This window comes from Sphingobium sp. WTD-1 (genome assembly GCF_030128825.1).
Lineage (GTDB): Bacteria > Pseudomonadota > Alphaproteobacteria > Sphingomonadales > Sphingomonadaceae > Sphingobium.
Genome location: NZ_CP119127.1, coordinates 1837068 through 1856024 on the forward strand (window position 1 = coordinate 1837068; position 18957 = coordinate 1856024).

The following is an 18957-nucleotide window of genomic DNA, read 5'->3' on the forward strand; positions in this document are numbered from 1 at the left end:
TCTGATGCGCAATCTTCTTCCCCTGCTCACGGGCGCCATGCTGCTCGCCACGCCCGCGCTGGCCCAAAATGCCGGACAGGTGCCGCATATCGAAAGCAAGAATGGCCGCCATGCCCTGATCGTCGATGGCGCGCCCTTCCTGATGCTGGGTGGCCAGGTCAATAACAGCAGCAATTATGCCGCCCCGCTGAAGCAGGTCTGGGACCGGCTCGACAGCATCCATGCCAATACCGTCGAAGTGCCGGTCGCCTGGGAACAGCTTGAGCCCAAGGAAGGCCAGTTCGACTATAGCTTCGTCCAGACCCTGCTGGATGAGGCGCGCGCCCATGACAAGCGCATCGTGCTCCTCTGGTTCGGCGCCTGGAAGAATACCGGCCTTGCCTATACCCCAGACTGGGTGAAGCTCGACAATCGCCGCTTCCCGCGCATGAAGACCGCCAATGGCAAGGATCATGGCGTGCTTTCGCCCCATGGTGCGGCCACGCTGGCGGCGGACAAGCGCGCCTTTTTGAAGCTCATGACCTATGTGCGCGACCATGATGCGCAGAATACGGTCATCATGGTGCAGCCGGAAAACGAAGTCGGCAGCTACCAGAATCCCCGCGACTTCAGCGCCATCGCGCAGAAATTGTTCGACGGCCCGGTCCCGGCCGAACTCACCCGTGCGCTCAGGAAGCCGGCGGGCAACTGGAAAAGCGTGTTCGGCGAAACGGCAGACCGGACCTTCAACACCTGGTACACCGCCCGCTATATCGAGGAACTGGCCAAGGCCGGCAAGGCGATCAAGCCGCTGCCCATGTATGTGAACGCCTCCCTGACCGATCCCTACAAGCCGGTCGATCCGATGAGCGTGTCGAGCGGCGGCCCGCAGGGCGACGTGATCGACATCTGGAAGGCGGCGGCCCCCTCGCTCGATCTCGCTGCGCCCGACATTTATGACCGGGGCAGCCGCAACGTTTTCAAGCATCTCGATCTCTACACAAGGCCCGACAATGCGCTGATGGTGCCGGAAATCGGCAATGCCGCCGAATATGCCCGCTATTTCTGGTCGGCGCTGGGACGCGGCGCAATCGGCTTCGCGCCCTTCGGCATGGATGATGCCGACTATTTCAACTATCCGCTCGGCGCCAAGAGCTTCGACGATGCGACCATCCACGCCTTCGCCTCGAAATTCGGCGTGCTCGGCGCGGCGATGCGTCCCTGGGCGAAGATCGCCTTCGCCCACCCGACCTGGGGCGCGGCGCGGCCGGACGACGGCACGCCGCTCAGCACCACCATGGGCGACTGGACGGTGACGGCCAGCTTTGGCCAGTGGCAGTTCGGCCAGCGCGAATGGTTCCCCAATGCCGACACCCCGGCCTGGGACAAGGCGATGGTCGGCGGCATGGTCGTGGCGCAACTGTCGGCCAATGAATTTCTCTTCACCGGCGATCATGTCCGCGTCCAGTTCGGCACGCGCGAAGGCGCCCCGGCCAACGGCATGATCGTCAAGGTCGAGGAAGGTCATTTCGAAGGCGACAACTGGGTCTTCGACCGTATCTGGAACGGCGACCAGACCGATTATGGCCTCAACATCATCGACAAGCCGGTCTGGCTCAAGGTGACGATGGGCCGCTATCGCTGATAGGACGGTATGATCGACGCGGACATGCCTCTTCCCGCCGGCCGGCAGGGGGCATGTCCGCAACGGGGCTCATTCTTCATGCCCGTTTAATCTGGCCAGACGGTCCGGCTTTCACCCCAGCCGGAACTCCGCCCAGATCGGCAGATGGTCCGACGCCTTGCGGGCAGCGGCGCTTTCGTGGACGCCGCTGTCGACCAGGCGGATGCGGTCGCAATGCATGATCCGGTCGAGGCGGGCGACCGGGCGGCGCGCGTGAAAGCTGCGGCCGCACGGCGCGAAACTGTAGTGGCGGGCAAAGTCGGCCAGGCAGCCACGCTCGGCGCTCCATTCGTTGAGGTCGCCCATCAGCACCGTCGGCAGGGCATGCCCCTGCGCCGCAGCATGGATCACCGCCGCCGCCTGCTTGCGCCGCCACAGGCCCGACAGGTCGAGATGCATGCCGAACACGCGCAGCGTTGCGCCTTTGATCGCGACCTCCGCCATGGTGGCGCCGCGCGGCTCCAGACAGGGGAGGTGCAGCACGTCATAGGCGGCGACCTCCGCCTCTTTCCGCACGATGATGGCATTGCCGTGCCAGCCCATGCTATCGGTCTGGACGTTGAGCGGCACCGGTTTGTAGCCGCTCTGACTGTCAAGCAGCAGCGGCGGGATCGCGGCATGGCGTATGCCAAAGCGCCGGTCGGCCTCCTGCAGCGCGATGATGTCGGCATCCACCTCGTTCAGCACATCGATCACCCGCTCGGGCGAGCGGCGGCGGTCGGTACCGATGGCCTTGCGGATATTATAGCTGGCGACGCGGATCGTGGCGGACATGCTGCTTCAATGCGCCAGCCATCGCTATGTTTCCAGTAGGACAATCATCGTTCTTGAAATGTTCCGTGCTGGAAGGCTAAATAAGTGCCGTTCGGAGATGAGAAGATATGGCCAAGGCAAAACGCAAATTCGTCTGTCAGCAATGCGGCACTGTGTCCGGCCGGTGGCAGGGGCAGTGCGATGACTGTGGCGAATGGAACAGCATCGTCGAGGAAGCGGCCGAGACCGTCTTTTCCGCCAAGCATGACCTGCAGGGCGGTGGCCGGGCGATCACGCTCATCGGACTTGACAGCAAGGTGGAACTGCCCTCGCGCACCAGCACCGGCATCGCCGAGTTCGACCGGGCGCTGGGCGGCGGCATCGTGCCGGGATCGGCCACGCTGATCGGCGGCGATCCGGGCATTGGCAAGTCGACCCTGTTGCTGCAGGCGGCAGCACGTGTCGCTTCGCGCGGGCTGACCGTCGCCTATATCAGCGGCGAGGAAGCGTCGGACCAGGTGCGGCTGCGCGCCCAGCGGCTGGGCCTGGGCAATGCGCCGGTGCAACTGGCCAGCGCGACATCGGTGCGCGACATCCTGACGACGCTGAGCGAGGGCGTGCCACCCGCCCTGCTGATCATCGATTCGATCCAGACCATGCACAGCGACCTGATCGAGGGCGCGCCCGGCACCGTCAGTCAGGTGCGCGCGTCGAGCCAGGAACTGATCAAATTCGCCAAGCAGCGCGGCACCGCCCTGATCCTGGTCGGCCATGTCACCAAGGATGGCAGCATCGCCGGCCCGCGCGTGCTGGAACATATGGTCGATACGGTGCTGGCGTTCGAGGGCGAGCGCAGCCACCAATATCGCATCCTGCGCGCGATCAAGAATCGCTTTGGCGGCACCGACGAGATCGGCGTCTTCTCGATGGTTGCCGAAGGGCTGGAGGAGGTCGCCAATCCGTCCGCCTTGTTCCTCACCAATCGCGACGAGACGGTGACGGGTGCCACCGTCTTCCCGGCGCTGGAAGGAACGCGGCCGGTGCTGGTCGAGATCCAGGCGCTGGTGGTGCGCCTCTCCAGCGGGGCGACGCCCCGGCGCGCGGTGGTCGGCTGGGACAGCGGCCGGCTGGCGATGATCCTCGCCGTGCTGGAGGCGCGCTGCGGCCTCAGCTTCTCGACCTGCGAAGTCTATCTCAACGTCGCGGGCGGCTATCGCCTGTCCGATCCGGCCGCCGACCTGGCCGTCGCCGCCGCTTTGATGTCGGCCTTGTCGGAACGGCCGGTGCCTGCCGATGTCGTGCTGTTCGGCGAGATTGCGCTGTCGAGCGAGATCAGGCCTGTCTCGCACACGCCGCTGCGGCTGCGGGAATCGGCGAAACTGGGCTTCAACCGCGCCTTCGTGCCGGCGTCGGGCGCGGACGGGGTGAAGGGGATTTCGGTCAGCGGCTTCCGCACCCTTGCACAGCTGGTTGACCAGATGCTCGGGCGCGGATAGCCAGCGCGGCATGAACGCCGTCGATATCCTCGTCCTCCTCCTCATCGGCGGTTGCGCCATATTCGGCCTGCTGCGCGGGTTCGTGACCGAAACCCTGTCGCTGATCGCCTGGGTCGCGGGCATCTTCGCGATCAGCCTGTTCCATGCCTCCGTCACCGAATTGCTGACCAGCTTCGTCGGCAGCGAGAGCGGGGCGGCGGTGCTGGCCTTCTTCCTGATCTTCGCCGTCACCTTTGGCGCGGGCAAGCTGCTCGCCCGCGCGATCGGCCACCGTACCCGCCAGTCGGTGCTCGGCCCGATCGACCGGGTGCTGGGCGGTGGCTTCGGCGCGATCAAGGGCCTGATCGGGGCGACCCTGGTCTTCCTCGCCTTCTCCCTGGTCTATGACACATTCTACGGCAGTGGCGCCCGCCGCCCCGACTGGCTGTCCGACGCCCGCACCTATCCGCTGCTCAACGCCAGCGGCAAGGCGATCAGCGAATTTGTCGATGAGCAACGCGCGCAGAAGCCGGCCGAGCCTGACCCGGCGGCGTAACGGGACAGGGCGGTTTTCCGCCATGTGCCTTTCGCTTGTGATCGCGGGCATGGGCGCCGGTCGGCATTCGCTTTCCTACTCGGCGTTTCTCTGATCTATCCTGCCGGATGAACCCGTCGCCTCTCCCCGCCCGTCCGTTCGCTGACCCGTGTCCCAACGATGATCCGGGTGTGACCTGACAGGTGCGTCATGGTCGCCTCACCATGACCCGACCGTCGCGTCGCTGTCGCGTCGCAGGCGCATCACAGGCATTTTCGGCCCGGATTTGCGGTCATCGACACTATGAACTTCGCCACCGTCGCGTCGGTGTGACCCTAACCCAGCCAGGCCAGCGCCCGGTCGCGCAGTGCGCTCGCCGGGACATCGGTGATCAGGATCATCGCGCCTTCCTCGGGCAGAGGCGGCTCCAGCGTGGCGAGCTGGCTGTCGAGCAGGCTGGCGGGCATATAATGGCCCGGCCGGTTGCCCAGCCGCGCCAGCAGTTCGGCGCGGTCATTGTCGAGCAGGATGAAATGCACCGGCACGCCGATCGCCGCGCGCAGCCGGTCGCGATAGGCGCGCTTCAATGCGGAGCAGGCGGCGACCGCCACGCCCTGCGCCGCCACCGTGCCCGCGATCGCCGCGCCCAGCCGGTCGAGCCAGGGCCAGCGATCCTCGTCGGTCAGCGCTTCCCCGCCGCGCATCTTTTCCACCGCCGCCGCTGAATGATAGCTGTCCCCCTCCAGGAAGGGGCAGTCCAGCGCCTGCGCCAGCATCGCGCCCAGCGTCGACTTGCCACAGCCGCTCACCCCCATGACGATGATGGCGCGTCCCACGGCTTTGGGCGAAACGGGGGCAGGGTCGGCGGAAATCGGCAAGCGGGCGTCCTTGGTCGCTGGGGCAGGGGGATCGGTCTTCCCGCTATAAGGCCGCGCTACCCTACAGGAAAACTACGACCTTTGTCGCAAGTGCCAAGCTGCGCCCGCTCCCCTAGCCATGCACCATCTATAAAAATGAGGATGGGAGGCGGACATGATCGGACGCAGCATGATCGCGGCTTTGCTGGCGGCAACGACGCTTGGGGCACCGGCATTCGCCGCGACGACCTCGGTTTTCCCTGTGGCACCGGCGGAGCCCCATGCGGTGACGGTGAAGGCGGTCGGCGATGGCCGCGCCGACGACAGTGCCGCGATCCAGCAGGCGCTCGATCAGGCCCGGGACACGACCGGCCATGGCATCGTCTTCCTTCCATCGGGCACCTATCGCATCACCCGCTCGCTGATCGTGCCGGCGGGCGTGCGCGTTTATGGTGTCGGCCCGACCCGCCCGGTGCTGCTGCTCGGCGCCAACACCCCCGGCTTCCAGCAGGGCGTGTCGACCATGGTGATCTTCGCCGGCGGCGATCAATATCAGGTCGGCAAGGTGCCGGTCCCGGTGCCGACCGTCGTGCCCCGCGACAAGATCGTTCGCGACGCCAATTCGGGCACTTTCTATTCGTCGATGAGCAATGTCGATATCGACATTGGCGCGGGCAATCCGGCCGCTGCCGGCGTGCGCTTCCGCATGGCCCAGCATGCCTTCCTCAGCCATATGGAATTTCGTCTCGGCACCGCCTTTGCCGGCGTCTATCAGGCCGGCAATGTGATCGAGAATGTGCATTTCCAGGGCGGCCGCTATGGCATCGTCACCGAAAAGACCTCGCCCGCCTGGCAGTTCACCCTGCTCGATTCGACCTTCGACGGCCAGCGCGACGCGGCGATCCGCGAGCATGAGGTCGACCTTACCCTCGTCAATGTCGCGATCAAGAACACGCCGGTCGGGATCGAGATCGACCGCGGCTACAGCGACAGCCTCTGGGGCAAGGATGTCCGGTTCGAGAATGTGTCGAAGGCCGGCGTCGTCATCTCGAACGAGAAGAATGTCTTCACCCAGGTCGGCTTCGAAAACGCCCTGGCTCTCAACAGCCCGGTTTTCGCCCGTTTCCGCGACAGTGGCAAGACGGTGGATGGCAAGGGCAAGGCCTATAAAGTCGCCAATTTCTCCTACGGCCTCGCCGTGCCCGCACTCGGCCATACGGGCGAATACGCCACCACCGCCGACATCCAGCCGCTCTCCGCCATGCCGGCGCCGCGCGCGCCCGCGATCCGCGACCTGCCGCCGATGGACCAGTGGGTCAATGTCCGCACCCTGGGCGCGGTCGGCGACGGCAAGGCGGACGACACCGCCGCGCTGCAAAAGGCGATCGACGCCAACCGCATTCTCTATTTTCCGACCGGCTTCTACAAGGTGACGGACAGGCTGACCCTGCGCCCGGACAGCATCCTCATCGGCCTGCACCCGGCCATCACCCAGCTCTTCATCCCCGACAACAACCCCAATCATGCCGGCCTCGGCGCGGTCCTGCCGATCCTCGAAAGCCGCAAGGGCGGCGACAATATTCTCTCGGGCCTCGGCCTCTTCACCGGCCGGGTGAACCCGCGCGCTTCCGCTCTGCTCTGGCGTTCGGGCGAGCAGAGCCTGGTCGAGGACGTCAAGATCATGGGCGGTGGCGGCACGCCCACCGCCGACGGCAAGATGCTCGGCACGCTGCGCGTCAACACCGGCGATCCGGTCACCGACAGCCGACTCGATGCCCAATATCCCAGCATCTGGGTGACGGATGGCGGTGGCGGCACCTTCGCCGACGTCTGGAGCCCCAACAGCTTCGCGCAGGCAGGCTTCTACATCACCGACACCGACACGCCCGGCCATGTCTATGAAATGTCGGTCGAACATCATGCCCGCAACGAATTCGTGCTCGATAATGTCCATAATTGGGAGTTCCTGGCGCCCCAGACCGAACAGGAGGTCGATGACGGCCCCGACGCCATCTCGCTCGACATCCGCAACTCCAGCAATCTGCTCTTCGCCAACTATCATGGCTATCGCGTCACCCGCACCTATGCGCCGGAAAAGAGCGCGGTGAAGATCACCAACTCCGGCGATATCCGCTTCCGCAACGTCCATGTGAATGGCGAAAGCGGCTTTGCCACCTGCGACGATGAAGGCTGCGGCACCTTCCTGCGCGCCAGCAAATATCCGTTCGACAATGCGATCGAGGATGTCAGCCGCAAGCTGCTGGTGCGGGAACGCGAGTTTGCTGCGCTGGATATCGGCCCGGCTGGCAGCGCCGTTCCGGCGGCAGCGCCGTCCGGCACCAAGGTCGAGAAGCTGGAGGATGGCTTCTGGTCCATCTCTGGCGCGGCGGTGGATGCGCAAGGGCAGCTCTATTTCATCGACCGCCGTTTCCAGCGCATCCATCGCTGGAGCGAGGACAAGGGGCTGGAGATCGTTCGCGATCATGCGCTCGATCCGGTCAATCTCGCCATCGACGCTTCGGGCCATGTCATGGTCCTGTCGTCGCTCGGCGCGAAGGGCGGTGCCTATTCGTTCGACCCGGCCGGCCCCAAGGACGCGATGACCCTGATCCAGCCGACCCCGGTGCGCAGCGGTGGCGCGGGCAAGACGCTGCTGCCGGTCAACTGGTGGAATAATGGCGAGTTCAGGGATCAGCTCGACCATAAGAGCTATGAATTCACCACCCTCGCCGAAATGTTCGCCCGCGACGTCGGCACGCCCAAGGCCAAGGAATATGTCTCGCCCGACGGCAGCCTGTCCCTGCCCGCCTTCCGCGTCTGGCAGCAGGGGCCGATCGATCATACCGGCTGGCGCTGGTCCGACGGCCTCAACGCCATTGGCTTCGTCTCTGGCAAGATCGGCGATCGCCTGTTCGTCACCAATGGGTCGGAGAATATTACCTATAGCGGCACGGTGGGGCCAAGCGGCACGCTGACGACGCTGAAGCCCTTCGCCAATCGCGGCGGCGAGAGCGTCGCGGTGGACGGGCAGGGCAGGGTGTTCGTCGCCAATGGCCAGATCTTCGTCTACGGCGCGGACGGCAAGGAAACCGGCCGCATCGACGTGCCAGACCGGCCGCTGCAAATCCTGTTCGGCGGTCCCGACAAGCGCACGCTTTTCATCCTGACGCACCACGCGCTTTACGCCGCAAAGCCCTGAAAATCCGCCGTTCCGGCGCATCTACGACCTATGTCGTAAGTGCGACCGGACGGGGCAGGGACTAAGGCTCACACAATAGCCCGCCATGGGCGACGCCGACGCCGGGAGGGCGCTTGGTGACAAGAGGGGAAGAGGAATGAACGTGCAGATCGCAATCCATCGGCATATGGCGGGCGTCAGCCTGGCCGCGGTCGCCATCATGGCGCTGGCCGGCACCGCCCAGGCCCAGACCGAACCGGCGGCCGAACCCGCGCCGCAGGCCCAGACGAGCGATGCGCCTGCCGCACAGAGCGCCGACATCATCGTCACCGGATCGCGCATCACCACCAGCGGCTTCAATGCGCCGACGCCCACCACCGTCATCGGTGAAGAGCAGATCGCCAACAACGCCCAGCCCAACATCTTCAACACAATCGCCCAGTTGCCCTCGCTCCAGGGTTCGACCGGTGCCGCCACCGGCACCTTCTCCACCTCCAGCGGCCAGCAGGGCCTCAGTTCCTTCTCGCTGCGTGGCCTGGGCGCGATCCGCACTCTGACCCTGCTCGACGGTCAGCGCGTCGTTGGCGCCAACGTCACCGGCGTGCCCGACATCTCGATGTTCCCGCAACTGCTGGTGAAGCGCGTCGACGTCGTTACCGGCGGCGCATCGGCCTCCTATGGTTCGGATGCGGTCGGCGGCGTGGTCAACTTCATCACCGACACCCATTTCGAAGGCTTCAAGGGCAATATCCTGGGCAGCATCACCAAATATGGCGATGACGAAACCGCGCTGGTCCAGGCCGCCTATGGCAAATCCTTCATGGATGATCGTCTGCATATGGTGGTCAGCGGCGAATATGACCATGAAGGCGGCGTGGGCGCCGGCGACTTCGGCACCGATCTGGCCGGCAGCCGCAACTGGTATCGCGCCACCACGCTGATGAATACCGGCCAGACCAACAATGGCCTGCCGCAATATAATTACCGCGATTACGCCCAGCCCTATCAATATGCCCGCTACGGCCTGATCAACAATGGCCCGCTTCAGGGCATCGCCTTCGACCAGAATGGCAATCCCTACCAGTTCAACTATGGCTCGAACGGTACGCCGACCGGCACCGGCGCGGTCACCAACTGCTATCGCGGCAACAGCTTCTGCGAAGGCGGCGACCTGTCGGGCGCACCCGGCTCGGGCGCCTCGCTCAAATCCTCGCTGGAGCGCATCAATGGCTATGGCCGGATCGGCTATGATTTCGCCGACAACAACGAAGCCTATGTCACGGTCAATGTCGCGCAGGTGAAGACCAACAACCAGCCTAGCCCCGGCTATGGCCGCGCCAACCTGACCGTCCAATGTTCCAACCCCTATCTGCCCCAGTCGGTGCGTGACCAGTGCGCCACCGCCGGCATCACCTCCTTCGGCTTCGGCTCGTCCAACGCCGCCTTCCCCGATCCGCAGGTCTATACCGATCGCAAGCAATATCGTTTCGTCGCCGGTGCCAAGGGCAAGTTCGGCGCGGCCGGCACCGACTGGAATTATGACGCCTATTATGAGCATGGCATCACCATCTCGGACATCCGGGTGAAGGATATCGTGCTGCAGAACCGCTATGCGGCGGCGGCCAATGCGATCACCCTCAACGGCGCGATCGTCTGCGCCGATCCGGCCGCCCGCGCGCTGGGTTGCCAGCCGATCAACATCTTCGGTGGCTTCACCCCCTCGGCCGCCGCGCTCGCCTATGTCGCGCCGCATGACAATGGTCCGTTCCAGCACACCAAGCTGACCCAGGACGTCGCCAGCCTCAACTTCTCGGGCAATCCGGTGGAATTGTGGGCGGGACCGCTGTCGGTCGCCTTCGGTGCCGAATATCGCCGCGAATTCTATCGCGTGAACGCCGACCCCTATGGCGCGGGCGTGTCCGACCTCAGCCCCAACAGCGCCGATTATCCGGCCGACCCGCTGCTCAACGGTGCACAGGGTAGCAACTGGGCAGCCGGCAACTACAAGAATGGTCGCGGCAAATATGAAGTCTATGAAGGCTTCGTGGAAATCGACATGCCGCTGTTCGACAGCGAAGCGGTCGGCCGCGCCAACCTGAACGCCGCGGGCCGTGGCACCCATTACAGTACGTCGGGCACGGTCTGGGCGTGGAAGGTCGGCGGCACCTGGGACACGCCGCTCGACGGTATCCGCCTGCGTGCGGTCACTTCGCGCGACGTGCGTGCGCCGAACCTGTCGGAACTGTTCGCCGCGCCGACCGTCACGACCCTGCCGAACTTCAACAACCCCTTCCAGGGCGCAGCGGTTCAGGCGTTCCAGAACACCATCGGCAATCCCAATCTGAAGCCTGAAATCGCCCGCAACACCGAAATCGGCATCGTGCTGGCGCGTCCCTCCTGGCTGCCAGGCCTCAGCCTCTCGTTCGACTATTATGACATCAAGCTGAAGGGCGTCGTTTCCAGCCTGTCGGCGCAGCAGATCGTCCAGTTCTGCTATGACGGCAATCAGGCCTTCTGCGGCGGCTTCAGCCTCGACAATGCCAATCCCAGCCTCAACTATATCAATGTCCAGCCGTTCAACCTTGCCTCCTGGCGGACCAGCGGCTTCGATATCGAGGCGAGCTATCAGTGGCAGCAGCCCTTGGGCCTGCCGGGCAACTTCACCGTCCGGGCACTGGGCACCCATATTCGCAAGTTCATCGTCAACGCCGGCATTGCCGGTGTCGATCCGGTCGATCAGGCGGGCGCCAACAACGGCAACACGCCCGACTGGAAATGGCTGGCGGTGCAGACCTATGACAGCGGCAAGTTCAGCCTGACGGTGCAGGAACGCTGGATCAGCGACGGCACCTTCGGCAACCAATATGTCGTGTGCCAGTCGTCCTGCCCGGCCTCGACCGCGAACCACCCGACCATCGATTACAACAAGATGAAGGGGGCCTTCTATGTCGACATCGGCGCCACCTTCAAGTTCAGCGACCGTGTGTCCCTCTATGGCAAGGTCGACAATCTGTTCGACAAGGATCCGGTCGCGTCGCCCCAGACCAACACCGGTCTCGACATCAACCCGGCGCTCTACGACACGCTGGGCCGCGTCTACCGCGCCGGTGTCCGCTTCAATTTCTGATAAAACATAACATCTCTCCCCCCAAACTTGTCCCGGTCCTGCACGGCCGGGACATCTTCTTTTTACGGAGCCTGATAGATGTATCGTGGATTGAGCGGAGCCTGCGCATCCGTCCTGCTGTGCCTGGCCGCCGCGCAGCCCGCCGCCGCTTCCCCGTCCGTCTATACCGCCATGCCCGACGATGCGCGGGCCGTGACGGTGAAGGGCGTGGGCGATGGCCGCGCCGATGACAGCGCCGCGATCCAGCAGGCGCTCGACGCCGCCGCCGCGACGCCCGGCGGCGGCATAGTCTTCTTGCCCCAAGGCACCTATCGCATCAGCCGCACCCTGTTCCTCTGGCCCGGCGTGCGCATCTTCGGCATTGGTGCCCAGCGCCCGACGATCCTGCTCGGTGCCAACACACCCGGCTTCCAGCGCGGCGTCGCCCATATGCTGATCTTCACCGGTGGCAAGCGTCAGACCGACAAGGAAAGCTGGCCCGCCGCCTTCCCGCCGGCCGGCAGCGTGCCGTTCGACAAGACAATTGCCGACGCCAATCCGGGCACCTTCTATTCCGCGCTCGGCAATATCGATTTCCGCATCATGGACGGCAATCCGGCGGCGACCGCGATCCGCTTCCATTCCGCCCAGCACAGTTTCGTCAGCCATGTCGATTTCGACATCGGGTCGGGCCTCGCGGGCCTCTACCATGTCGCCAACGAGGCGGAGGATCTGCATTTCAAGGGCGGCCGCTATGGCATCCTCGCGGAAAAGACCTCGCCGGCCTGGCCCTTCGCCCTGGTCGATGCCACGTTCGAGGGACAGCGCGACGCCGCCATCCGCGAGCATGAAGCGGGCCTGACCCTGCTCAATGTCGCCTTCCGCAATGTGCCGGTCGGGATCGAGATCGACCGGGGCTATGGCGACTGGCTCTGGGGCCAGGATGTCCGCTTCGAGAATGTGTCGAAGGCTGGCGTCATCATTTCCAACGAGAAGAATGTCTATACCCAGGTCGGCTTCCAGAATGTGCTGGCCGCCAACACGCCAACCTTTGCCCGCTTCCGCGAAAGCGGCCGGACGGTGGCGGGACAGGGGAAGGCCTATAAGGTTGCCTCCTTCACCCATGGCCTGACCCTGCCGGGCCTTGGCCGGATCGGCGACTATAAGACCGACATGCAGGCGCAGCCGATCGCCAGCCTGCCGGCGCCCGGCGCGCCCGCCATCCGCCCGCTGCCTCCGGTCTCCGAATGGGTGAATGTCCGCACATTGGGGGCGAAGGGCGACAATAGCACGGACGACACTGCCGTGCTGCAGAAGGCGATCGACAGCTATCGCGTCGTCTACCTCCCCGTCGGCTTCTACAAGGTCAGTGACACGCTGCGGCTGCGCGCCGACACGGTGCTGCTCGGCCTCCACCCCAGCCTGACCCAGATCGTCCTGCCCGATGGCACGCCCGCCTTTCAGGGTGTCGGCGTGCCCAAGGCGCTCATTGAAAGCGCGCAGGGTGGCGACGCGATTGTCGCTGGCCTGGCGCTGGACACCAGCGGCGCCAATCCGCGCGCGACCGGCCTGTTGTGGAAGGCCGGTGCCAACTCGATGGTCAACGACGTCAAGTTCCAGGGCGGTCATGGCACCGATGCCTTCGACGGCAGCCGGCGCAATCCCTACAACAACAACGCCACCGCCGATCCCGACGCATCGCGCCGCTGGGGCGGCCAATATGCCAGCCTCTGGGTGACGCAGGGCGGCGGGGGCACCTTCGCCAATATCTGGAGCCCCAGCACATTCGGCCATCCGGGCATATTGATCTCCGACACGGACACGCCGGGCCGGTTGATCCAGGCCTCGGTCGAACATCATGTCCGCACCGAAATCGGCCTCAACCGCGTCGCCAACTGGGAATTGCTGGCGCCCCAGACCGAGGGGGAGGCGGGCGAGAGCGGCGATGCCGTCGCGCTCGAAATCCGCGACTCCCGCAACATCTTGGTCGCCAATTTCCACGGCTATCGCGTCACCCGCACGCGCAAGCCTGCGCCGACCGCCGTGTCGCTCTATAATTCCCACGACATCCGCTTCCGCAACGTCCATGTGAACGCGGAAAGCGGGGTCGGCACCTGCGACGAAAATGGCTGCGGCACCTTCTTGCGCCTCACCAAATATCCGTTCGAGAATGCGATTCAGGACATCAGCCACGGCCTTGAAGTGCGCGAGCGCGAATTCGCCGTGCTCGACGTGCCGGCGAAGCCCGATCCGGTCGCCCCCTCGACCTTCGGCGGCGCCAGCGTGGAGAAACTCGCTGATGGTTTCTACGGGTTGGGCGGCGGCGCGGTGGACGCACAGGGCCGGCTCTATTTCATCGACCGCTTCTTCCAGCGCATCTGGCGCTGGTCCGACGCGGGCCGGCTGGAGATGATCCGCGACGCCGCGCTCGATCCGGTGAACCTGACCATCGACAAGTCGGGTAATCTGCTCGTCCTCTCCTCCTATGGCCGCAACGGCACCGTCTACAGCGTCACCCCCGGCGCGCCGGACACGCAGGTCAGCGTCATCCCGGCGACGCCTACGGGGCAGGGCAGCGCGGCCACGATCTTCCCGGTCAACTGGTGGGTGAATGGCGAGTTTAGGGACCAGATCGATCCCAAGACCTATGCGTTCACCACGCTTGCCGACATGTTCGCCCGCGACGCCGCACAGTCCAATGCGCAGGCCTATGTCTCGCCCGACGGCAGCATTGCCCTGCCGGCCTGGCGCGTCTTCGCCCAGGGACCGGTCGACCATCGCGGCCTGCGCTTCTCGCATACGCTCGACAGCTATGGCTTCGTCCAGGGCAAGCCGGGCCAGCGCATCTATGTCACCAACGGATCGGAAAACCGCACCTACAGCGCGCTGGTCGCCGGCAACGGTACGCTCACCGACCTCAAGCCCTTTGCCGATCGTGGTGGCGAGGGCGTGGTCAGCGATGCGCAGGGCCGGGTCTATGTCGCCAATGGCCATGTCTTCGTCTACGCGCCCGACGGCAAGCCGATCGGCCGGATCGACGTGCCCGAACGGCCGCTACAGCTGCTGTTCGGCGGCCCGGACGGCAAGACCCTGTTCATGTTGTCGCACCACGGCCTTTACGCGGCGCGGGTGGAATAGGGGATCAAATTATCAGTCCGGGGATGATCTTGTTCGTCTCCAGACTGCCTGTGCCCCAGCGGTCGACCGGCACGCCCATCGCCTGTTGCAGGGTCAGGCCGACGCGGCTGACCGGCGATCCGTCGCCGGTGATATATTGGCCGGTATGGATGCGTCCGCCGGCCGACCCCGCCGTCATCATCGGGATATTGTCGATCGTGTGGAATTTGGCGAACTCGGTCTCGCTATGGGCAAAGACCAGGCTGTTATCCAGCAGGGTGCGGTCGCCCTCCTTCACCGCGTCCATCGCCTTGATGAAATAGGTCCAGGCCTCCATGCACTTGTCGACATAGAAGGTGACTTCGGGCTGATAGCCCAACCGGTTGTCCAGCACCTCCTCATGGGTCAGCTGATGATGGGTGATGGTGCTGCCCACGCGCGTCAGCGACGACGCGCCATTGTTGAAGTTCATGTTGAACAGCCGGACATTGTCGCACGCCATCGCCATCACCAGCAGATCGGTCATGATCTCGTGATTGCGCATGACATTCTCGATCTCGGCGTTGACCGGCAGGTCGGGCACCTTGGGCGGCACGATACAGGCCTGCATCGGCGCCGGCTTGGTCAGTTGCACGTCAAGCTGGTTTTCCAGCTGCCGCAGCGAGGTGAAATATTGGTCGAGACGCTGCCTGTCGGCCGCGCCCAGCCGCGCCTCCAGCGCCTGGCGCTGGTCGGACACGCCGGATAGGACACTGCGCCGCGCCATCACCGCCGGATCGGGGGTGAAGGTCGCGCTGTTGGGATCATGGAAGCCCGCGCCGAACAGCCTTGTATACAGGGCGGCGGGCGACACTTCCGCCGGGTTGAGATTGCCATTGCCGCGCCCGGACAGCGAATTGCGCGGATCGCCGGTTGCCGACAGTTCGATCGAGCGGAAGCGGGTGCGGGTGCCGATCACATCGCCGATCGACACGTCGAAGGACGGCCCCGGCAGGCCCCGGTCGGAATCGATCGCCATGCCGGTGCGGATGCCGATGCCGCCGCTGATGTGCGGCAGGTTGGGCTTGCCGTCGAGCGGCAGGGTGAAGTCGCCCAGGATATTGACCTTGTGCTTGAGCGCCTCGATCGAGGCCAGTTCGACCTTCAGCTCATAATCTTTGCCGGCGGCGCTGGGGAACCAGCGCGGCGGATTGACGCCCAGCCCCCAGAACCAGGTGCCGAAACGGATCGGCATCGGCGCGCCGGTCGCCGCCATGGCGGTGCCGTTGCCGTCGAGGAAGATGTCGAGCAGCGGCAGGCCGACGGCCACGGCCATGCCGTTGACCATGCCGCGCAGCGCGGTGCGGCGATCGAGGGTGAAGCTCATGGGCGGTCTCCTTCGCGGATATGCGGGCTGGTCATCATCGCGACCTGGGGTTTCGCCAGCGGCGGCGTGCTGACGCGATAGGCATCGGCCATGGTCGCGACCCGCAGGAACAGCGCCTGGATGCGGTAGCCGTCGGCGGCGAAGCCCTGTTCCAGCGCCATCGCAGTCGCTTCCTCATCCTGCGGCATCCGGCCGGTCGCATATTGGAAGGCGCGGCCGGCAACGCATTCGGTGGTCGATTTGCTCGCCGCCAGCGCCTGGCCCAGGCCGACATTGCCCTTGAAGGCGGTGCCCTCGAACACGCCGGCGGTATCGATCGGCGCGTCATTCTCGGTCCGGCGGAAGGCGCCGATGCCGTCGAACCGCTCCAGCGGCAGGCCCAGCGGGTCGGTGATCTTATGGCAGGCGGCACAGACCGGATCGCTATTATGGGCGTTCAGGCGAATGCGCGCGGTCGGCATCGCCTTGTTGCCGACATCCTGTACGGCGGTGAAATTGACGTTGCCGGGCGGATTGGGCACCGGCTGGCACAGCAGCAGTTCGCGGATCGCCCGGCCGCGCAGGGTCGGCGAACTGCGCCCCGAATGAGAATAGAGCGCCAGGAAGCCGGCCTGGCCCAGCAGCCCGGCGCGATCGTCGCCATCGGCAAATTCATAGGGCACCCAGCCCTGCATGCTGGAGACCTTGGCCTGATAGAGCGGCCCCAGCGCCCGGTTGATGAAGGTCCGCCGGGTGGTGAACAGGTCGCGATAGTCGCCCTGTCGCGTCACCAACTGGTCGACGATCATGCGCAGCATCTGTTCGGACAGGGCCGACGCGACATCGGGGTTGAAGCGGGGATAGACGATCTGGTCCTTGGCCATTTCGTCGAACTTCTCGAACAACAGCATGTCGGCGAAGAAGGCGCGCACGCCATCCTCCAGCCGGGACGAACGGACCATTTTCTGCGCGATCGCTGCGAGCTGCGCGGGATCGGTGAGCTTGCCCTCGTCGGCCGCGCGCAGCAGCGCCTCATTGGGCGTCGTGTTCCACAGCAGGTAGCTCAACCGCGCGGCGCGGGCATGGTTGTCGAGCCGCAGGCTGCCGGGCGCTTCGGGGTCGGGCTCTGCGCTCTCGATGATGTAGAGGAATTGTGGCGATACCAGCATGGCGGCGAGCGCCAGCTGCATCCCGTCATAGAAGCCCTGGCCATCGCCAGCGCCCTTGCCGGCCATCATGACGAAGGCGCCGATCTCCTCCTGAGTCATCGGCCGGCGAAACAGGTAGCGGCCGATCGGCATCAGCGTCCGTGCGGCGCAATCGGCGTCGGGCGCGGCCGCGTCGCGCGGGGCGCAGGGCATGAACTGGGCGCGGCGATCCGGCGCAAACACCTGCGCGGCGATATTGCGCGCCATCGCATCGAACTGCTCCAGTCCGGCGGGTGAGATGGTCGATGCGCTGGCGCCGGTCGCGATCAGCTCATGCACCGGCCGCACGATCGGCTCGAACCGGCCTGCCACCTTGATGTCCGCGCCGAAGATATCGGCGATGCTATTGCGATATTGCGCTTCGGTCAGGCGGCGCATCCCCGCCACCTGGCCCAGCGGCGTCTTCAAGGGCGCGAAGCTGGCGTCGGGCGTGGCGGCGGTCTGCGGTGCCTTCTCGACCGTGCAGGCGCTCAGCATCAGCCCGGCGAGCAACGCCCAGCGCGCCCTATGGCGAAACGGTCGGCTCATCGCTGCGCCACCTTGGCCTGGGGCAGGCGGTCGGTGACGAAGGCGGGCACGGCCCAGGCCTCCATGCCGCTGGAAATGCGGCGGCACTGGCCGGTCGCCGGATCGCGATCGCCATCGGCCATCGCCTTCAATGCCGCATACATGGCGGCGCAGTCATAGCCCGCCGTAGTCGCCGCGCCCTCGCCACCGACCGAGGCGCTGGCCATCACGTTCCAGATCGGCTGATAGCCGCCGACGATGCCCTTGATCGATCCGTCCGGCTGGAAGGTGAAGCGCAGCCGCGCCCGGGTGAAATCATATTCGTTGCGGCGGCCACGAATGTCGCGTTCCGACCCCTGACCCCAATTCTGCTTCAGCTTGATATGGGCCGGCTCGGTGGTCAGCACGCCGTTGACGATCCGACCTTTCAGCACATTGCGATGATCGGCATTGGCGGTGACGCTGTAGCTGGCGCCGGGGATGAAATTCTGGCGTGAATCCACCACCGCCCGATCTTCGGTATTGGCGTAGATCACCGTCACGTCGGGATCATTTTCCAGACTGTCGACGCCGGTCAGCAGCAGCAGCTGGCTATGTTCGCCGCTCACCAGAAACTGGGTCAGGCCCTTGACGATGTCGCCGCCCGTGCCGTCGACCCCGCGCCAGGTCCGCACGCAGCCCATTGCCCGCCACATCTGGTTGTCGACGCCCGGTTCGCCCGCAGGCCCGGTGAAATTGGCATGGCCGCAGGTGTCGTCCGCCGCCGCGCCGTCCGCGTCATCGTCCAGGTTCAGCCCCTGCGCGACCTTGCCCTGCACCATGCGCTGGGGCGGTCGGTCGAACTTGTCGGGATGAGTGCAGATATTGATATTGTCGGGACCAAAGGCATAGCCGGTCCAGCGCGTGGTCAGTTCCTTCTCGTTCGCCTTTTCCAGCAACCGCGTCCGCTCGCCGACCGGCTGGGTCTGCAGGTAATTTTCGCGCAGGGTCGCGGCCAGGCCCTGGGGGCAATCCTCCTTCCCCTGATAGATGGCCGGCGCGAAATGACTGACGACGAAGCCCATCTCGCCATTGGCGGGCGGTGCGGGCAGCGCTGCGGGTGCGGCCGGTTTCGCGGGCGCATCGCCCTGCGCGGAGGCCGACGCCGCGAGCGGCAGCGCGGCCAGCAGCAGGACCAGTGTGCGATGATTCTGCACGATCATCCTTTCCTTGC

At 65.3% G+C, this 18957-nt stretch carries 11 protein-coding genes; 6 read left to right on the forward strand and 5 right to left on the reverse strand.

All coding sequences use genetic code 11. The features are described from left to right. Positions 1–4 precede the first annotated feature (4 nt). A complete protein-coding gene (locus tag N6H05_RS09075) occupies positions 5–1624 on the forward strand; it encodes a DUF5597 domain-containing protein (RefSeq protein WP_284113559.1) in 1620 nt (539 codons plus the stop codon). Positions 1625–1735: 111 nt separating this feature from the next. On the opposite strand, the gene N6H05_RS09080 is transcribed toward N6H05_RS09075, so the two are convergent. Beyond that, a complete protein-coding gene (locus tag N6H05_RS09080) occupies positions 1736–2437 on the reverse strand; it encodes an endonuclease/exonuclease/phosphatase family protein (protein ID WP_284113560.1) in 702 nt (233 codons plus the stop codon). Between the two features lie 107 nt (positions 2438–2544). Here N6H05_RS09080 and radA point away from each other — a divergent pair, with 107 nt between their 5' ends. Together radA and N6H05_RS09090 are read left to right on the forward strand one after the other, a co-directional pair. Continuing rightward, positions 2545–3912: a DNA repair protein RadA gene (radA, locus tag N6H05_RS09085; protein ID WP_010336315.1), complete on the forward strand. Its 1368-nt coding sequence runs from the start codon at positions 2545–2547 to the stop codon at positions 3910–3912. Positions 3913–3922: 10 nt separating this feature from the next. Next, positions 3923–4447, forward strand: coding sequence for a CvpA family protein (locus tag N6H05_RS09090; protein WP_284113561.1), 525 nt, complete (start codon positions 3923–3925; stop codon positions 4445–4447). A 314-nt stretch (positions 4448–4761) separates the two neighbouring features. On the opposite strand, the gene N6H05_RS09095 is transcribed toward N6H05_RS09090, so the two are convergent. Next, the gene (locus N6H05_RS09095) at positions 4762–5304 is read right to left on the reverse strand and encodes a gluconokinase (protein ID WP_284113562.1); all 543 of its coding nucleotides are present in this window, start codon (positions 5302–5304) and stop codon (positions 4762–4764) included. Between the two features lie 154 nt (positions 5305–5458). On the opposite strand from N6H05_RS09095, the gene N6H05_RS09100 reads away from it, so the two are divergent. The 3 genes from N6H05_RS09100 to N6H05_RS09110 all read left to right on the forward strand — a co-directional run bounded on the left by N6H05_RS09100 (position 5459) and on the right by N6H05_RS09110 (position 14705). Then, the gene (locus N6H05_RS09100; protein ID WP_284113563.1) at positions 5459–8482 is read left to right on the forward strand and encodes a glycosyl hydrolase family 28-related protein; all 3024 of its coding nucleotides are present in this window, start codon (positions 5459–5461) and stop codon (positions 8480–8482) included. Between the two features lie 136 nt (positions 8483–8618). After that, a complete protein-coding gene (locus N6H05_RS09105; protein ID WP_284113564.1) occupies positions 8619–11588 on the forward strand; it encodes a TonB-dependent receptor plug domain-containing protein in 2970 nt (989 codons plus the stop codon). 78 nt (positions 11589–11666) lie between these two features. After that, positions 11667–14705: a glycosyl hydrolase family 28-related protein gene (locus N6H05_RS09110; RefSeq protein ID WP_284113565.1), complete on the forward strand. Its 3039-nt coding sequence runs from the start codon at positions 11667–11669 to the stop codon at positions 14703–14705. 4 nt (positions 14706–14709) lie between these two features. Here N6H05_RS09110 and N6H05_RS09115 read toward each other — a convergent pair whose 3' ends face one another. Genes N6H05_RS09115 through N6H05_RS09125 form a run of 3 tightly spaced genes read right to left on the reverse strand, consistent with a single transcriptional unit; the run spans position 14710 to position 18946 of the window. Continuing rightward, positions 14710–16050, reverse strand: coding sequence for a DUF1552 domain-containing protein (locus tag N6H05_RS09115; RefSeq protein WP_284113566.1), 1341 nt, complete (start codon positions 16048–16050; stop codon positions 14710–14712). Continuing rightward, positions 16047–17765, reverse strand: coding sequence for a DUF1592 domain-containing protein (locus N6H05_RS09120; protein WP_284113567.1), 1719 nt, complete (start codon positions 17763–17765; stop codon positions 16047–16049). The genes N6H05_RS09115 and N6H05_RS09120 overlap by 4 nt, the downstream gene beginning before the upstream one ends. Continuing rightward, a complete protein-coding gene (locus N6H05_RS09125; protein WP_284113568.1) occupies positions 17762–18946 on the reverse strand; it encodes a hypothetical protein in 1185 nt (394 codons plus the stop codon). The genes N6H05_RS09120 and N6H05_RS09125 overlap by 4 nt, the downstream gene beginning before the upstream one ends. Between the last annotated feature and the right edge of the window lie 11 nt (positions 18947–18957).

Excerpts from the sequence above, each read along its gene's own strand:
- N6H05_RS09075 (WP_284113559.1), top strand. The coding sequence starts at position 5 with ATGCGCAATCTTCTTCCCCTGCTCACGGGCGCCATGCTGCTCGCCACG.
- N6H05_RS09080 (WP_284113560.1), bottom strand. The coding sequence starts at position 2,437 with ATGTCCGCCACGATCCGCGTCGCCAGCTATAATATCCGCAAGGCCATC.
- radA (WP_010336315.1), top strand. The coding sequence starts at position 2,545 with ATGGCCAAGGCAAAACGCAAATTCGTCTGTCAGCAATGCGGCACTGTG.
- N6H05_RS09090 (WP_284113561.1), top strand. The coding sequence starts at position 3,923 with ATGAACGCCGTCGATATCCTCGTCCTCCTCCTCATCGGCGGTTGCGCC.
- N6H05_RS09100 (WP_284113563.1), top strand. The coding sequence starts at position 5,459 with ATGATCGGACGCAGCATGATCGCGGCTTTGCTGGCGGCAACGACGCTT.
- N6H05_RS09105 (WP_284113564.1), top strand. The coding sequence starts at position 8,619 with ATGAACGTGCAGATCGCAATCCATCGGCATATGGCGGGCGTCAGCCTG.
- N6H05_RS09110 (WP_284113565.1), top strand. The coding sequence starts at position 11,667 with ATGTATCGTGGATTGAGCGGAGCCTGCGCATCCGTCCTGCTGTGCCTG.
- N6H05_RS09115 (WP_284113566.1), bottom strand. The coding sequence starts at position 16,050 with ATGAGCTTCACCCTCGATCGCCGCACCGCGCTGCGCGGCATGGTCAAC.
- N6H05_RS09120 (WP_284113567.1), bottom strand. The coding sequence starts at position 17,765 with ATGAGCCGACCGTTTCGCCATAGGGCGCGCTGGGCGTTGCTCGCCGGG.
- N6H05_RS09125 (WP_284113568.1), bottom strand. The coding sequence starts at position 18,946 with ATGATCGTGCAGAATCATCGCACACTGGTCCTGCTGCTGGCCGCGCTG.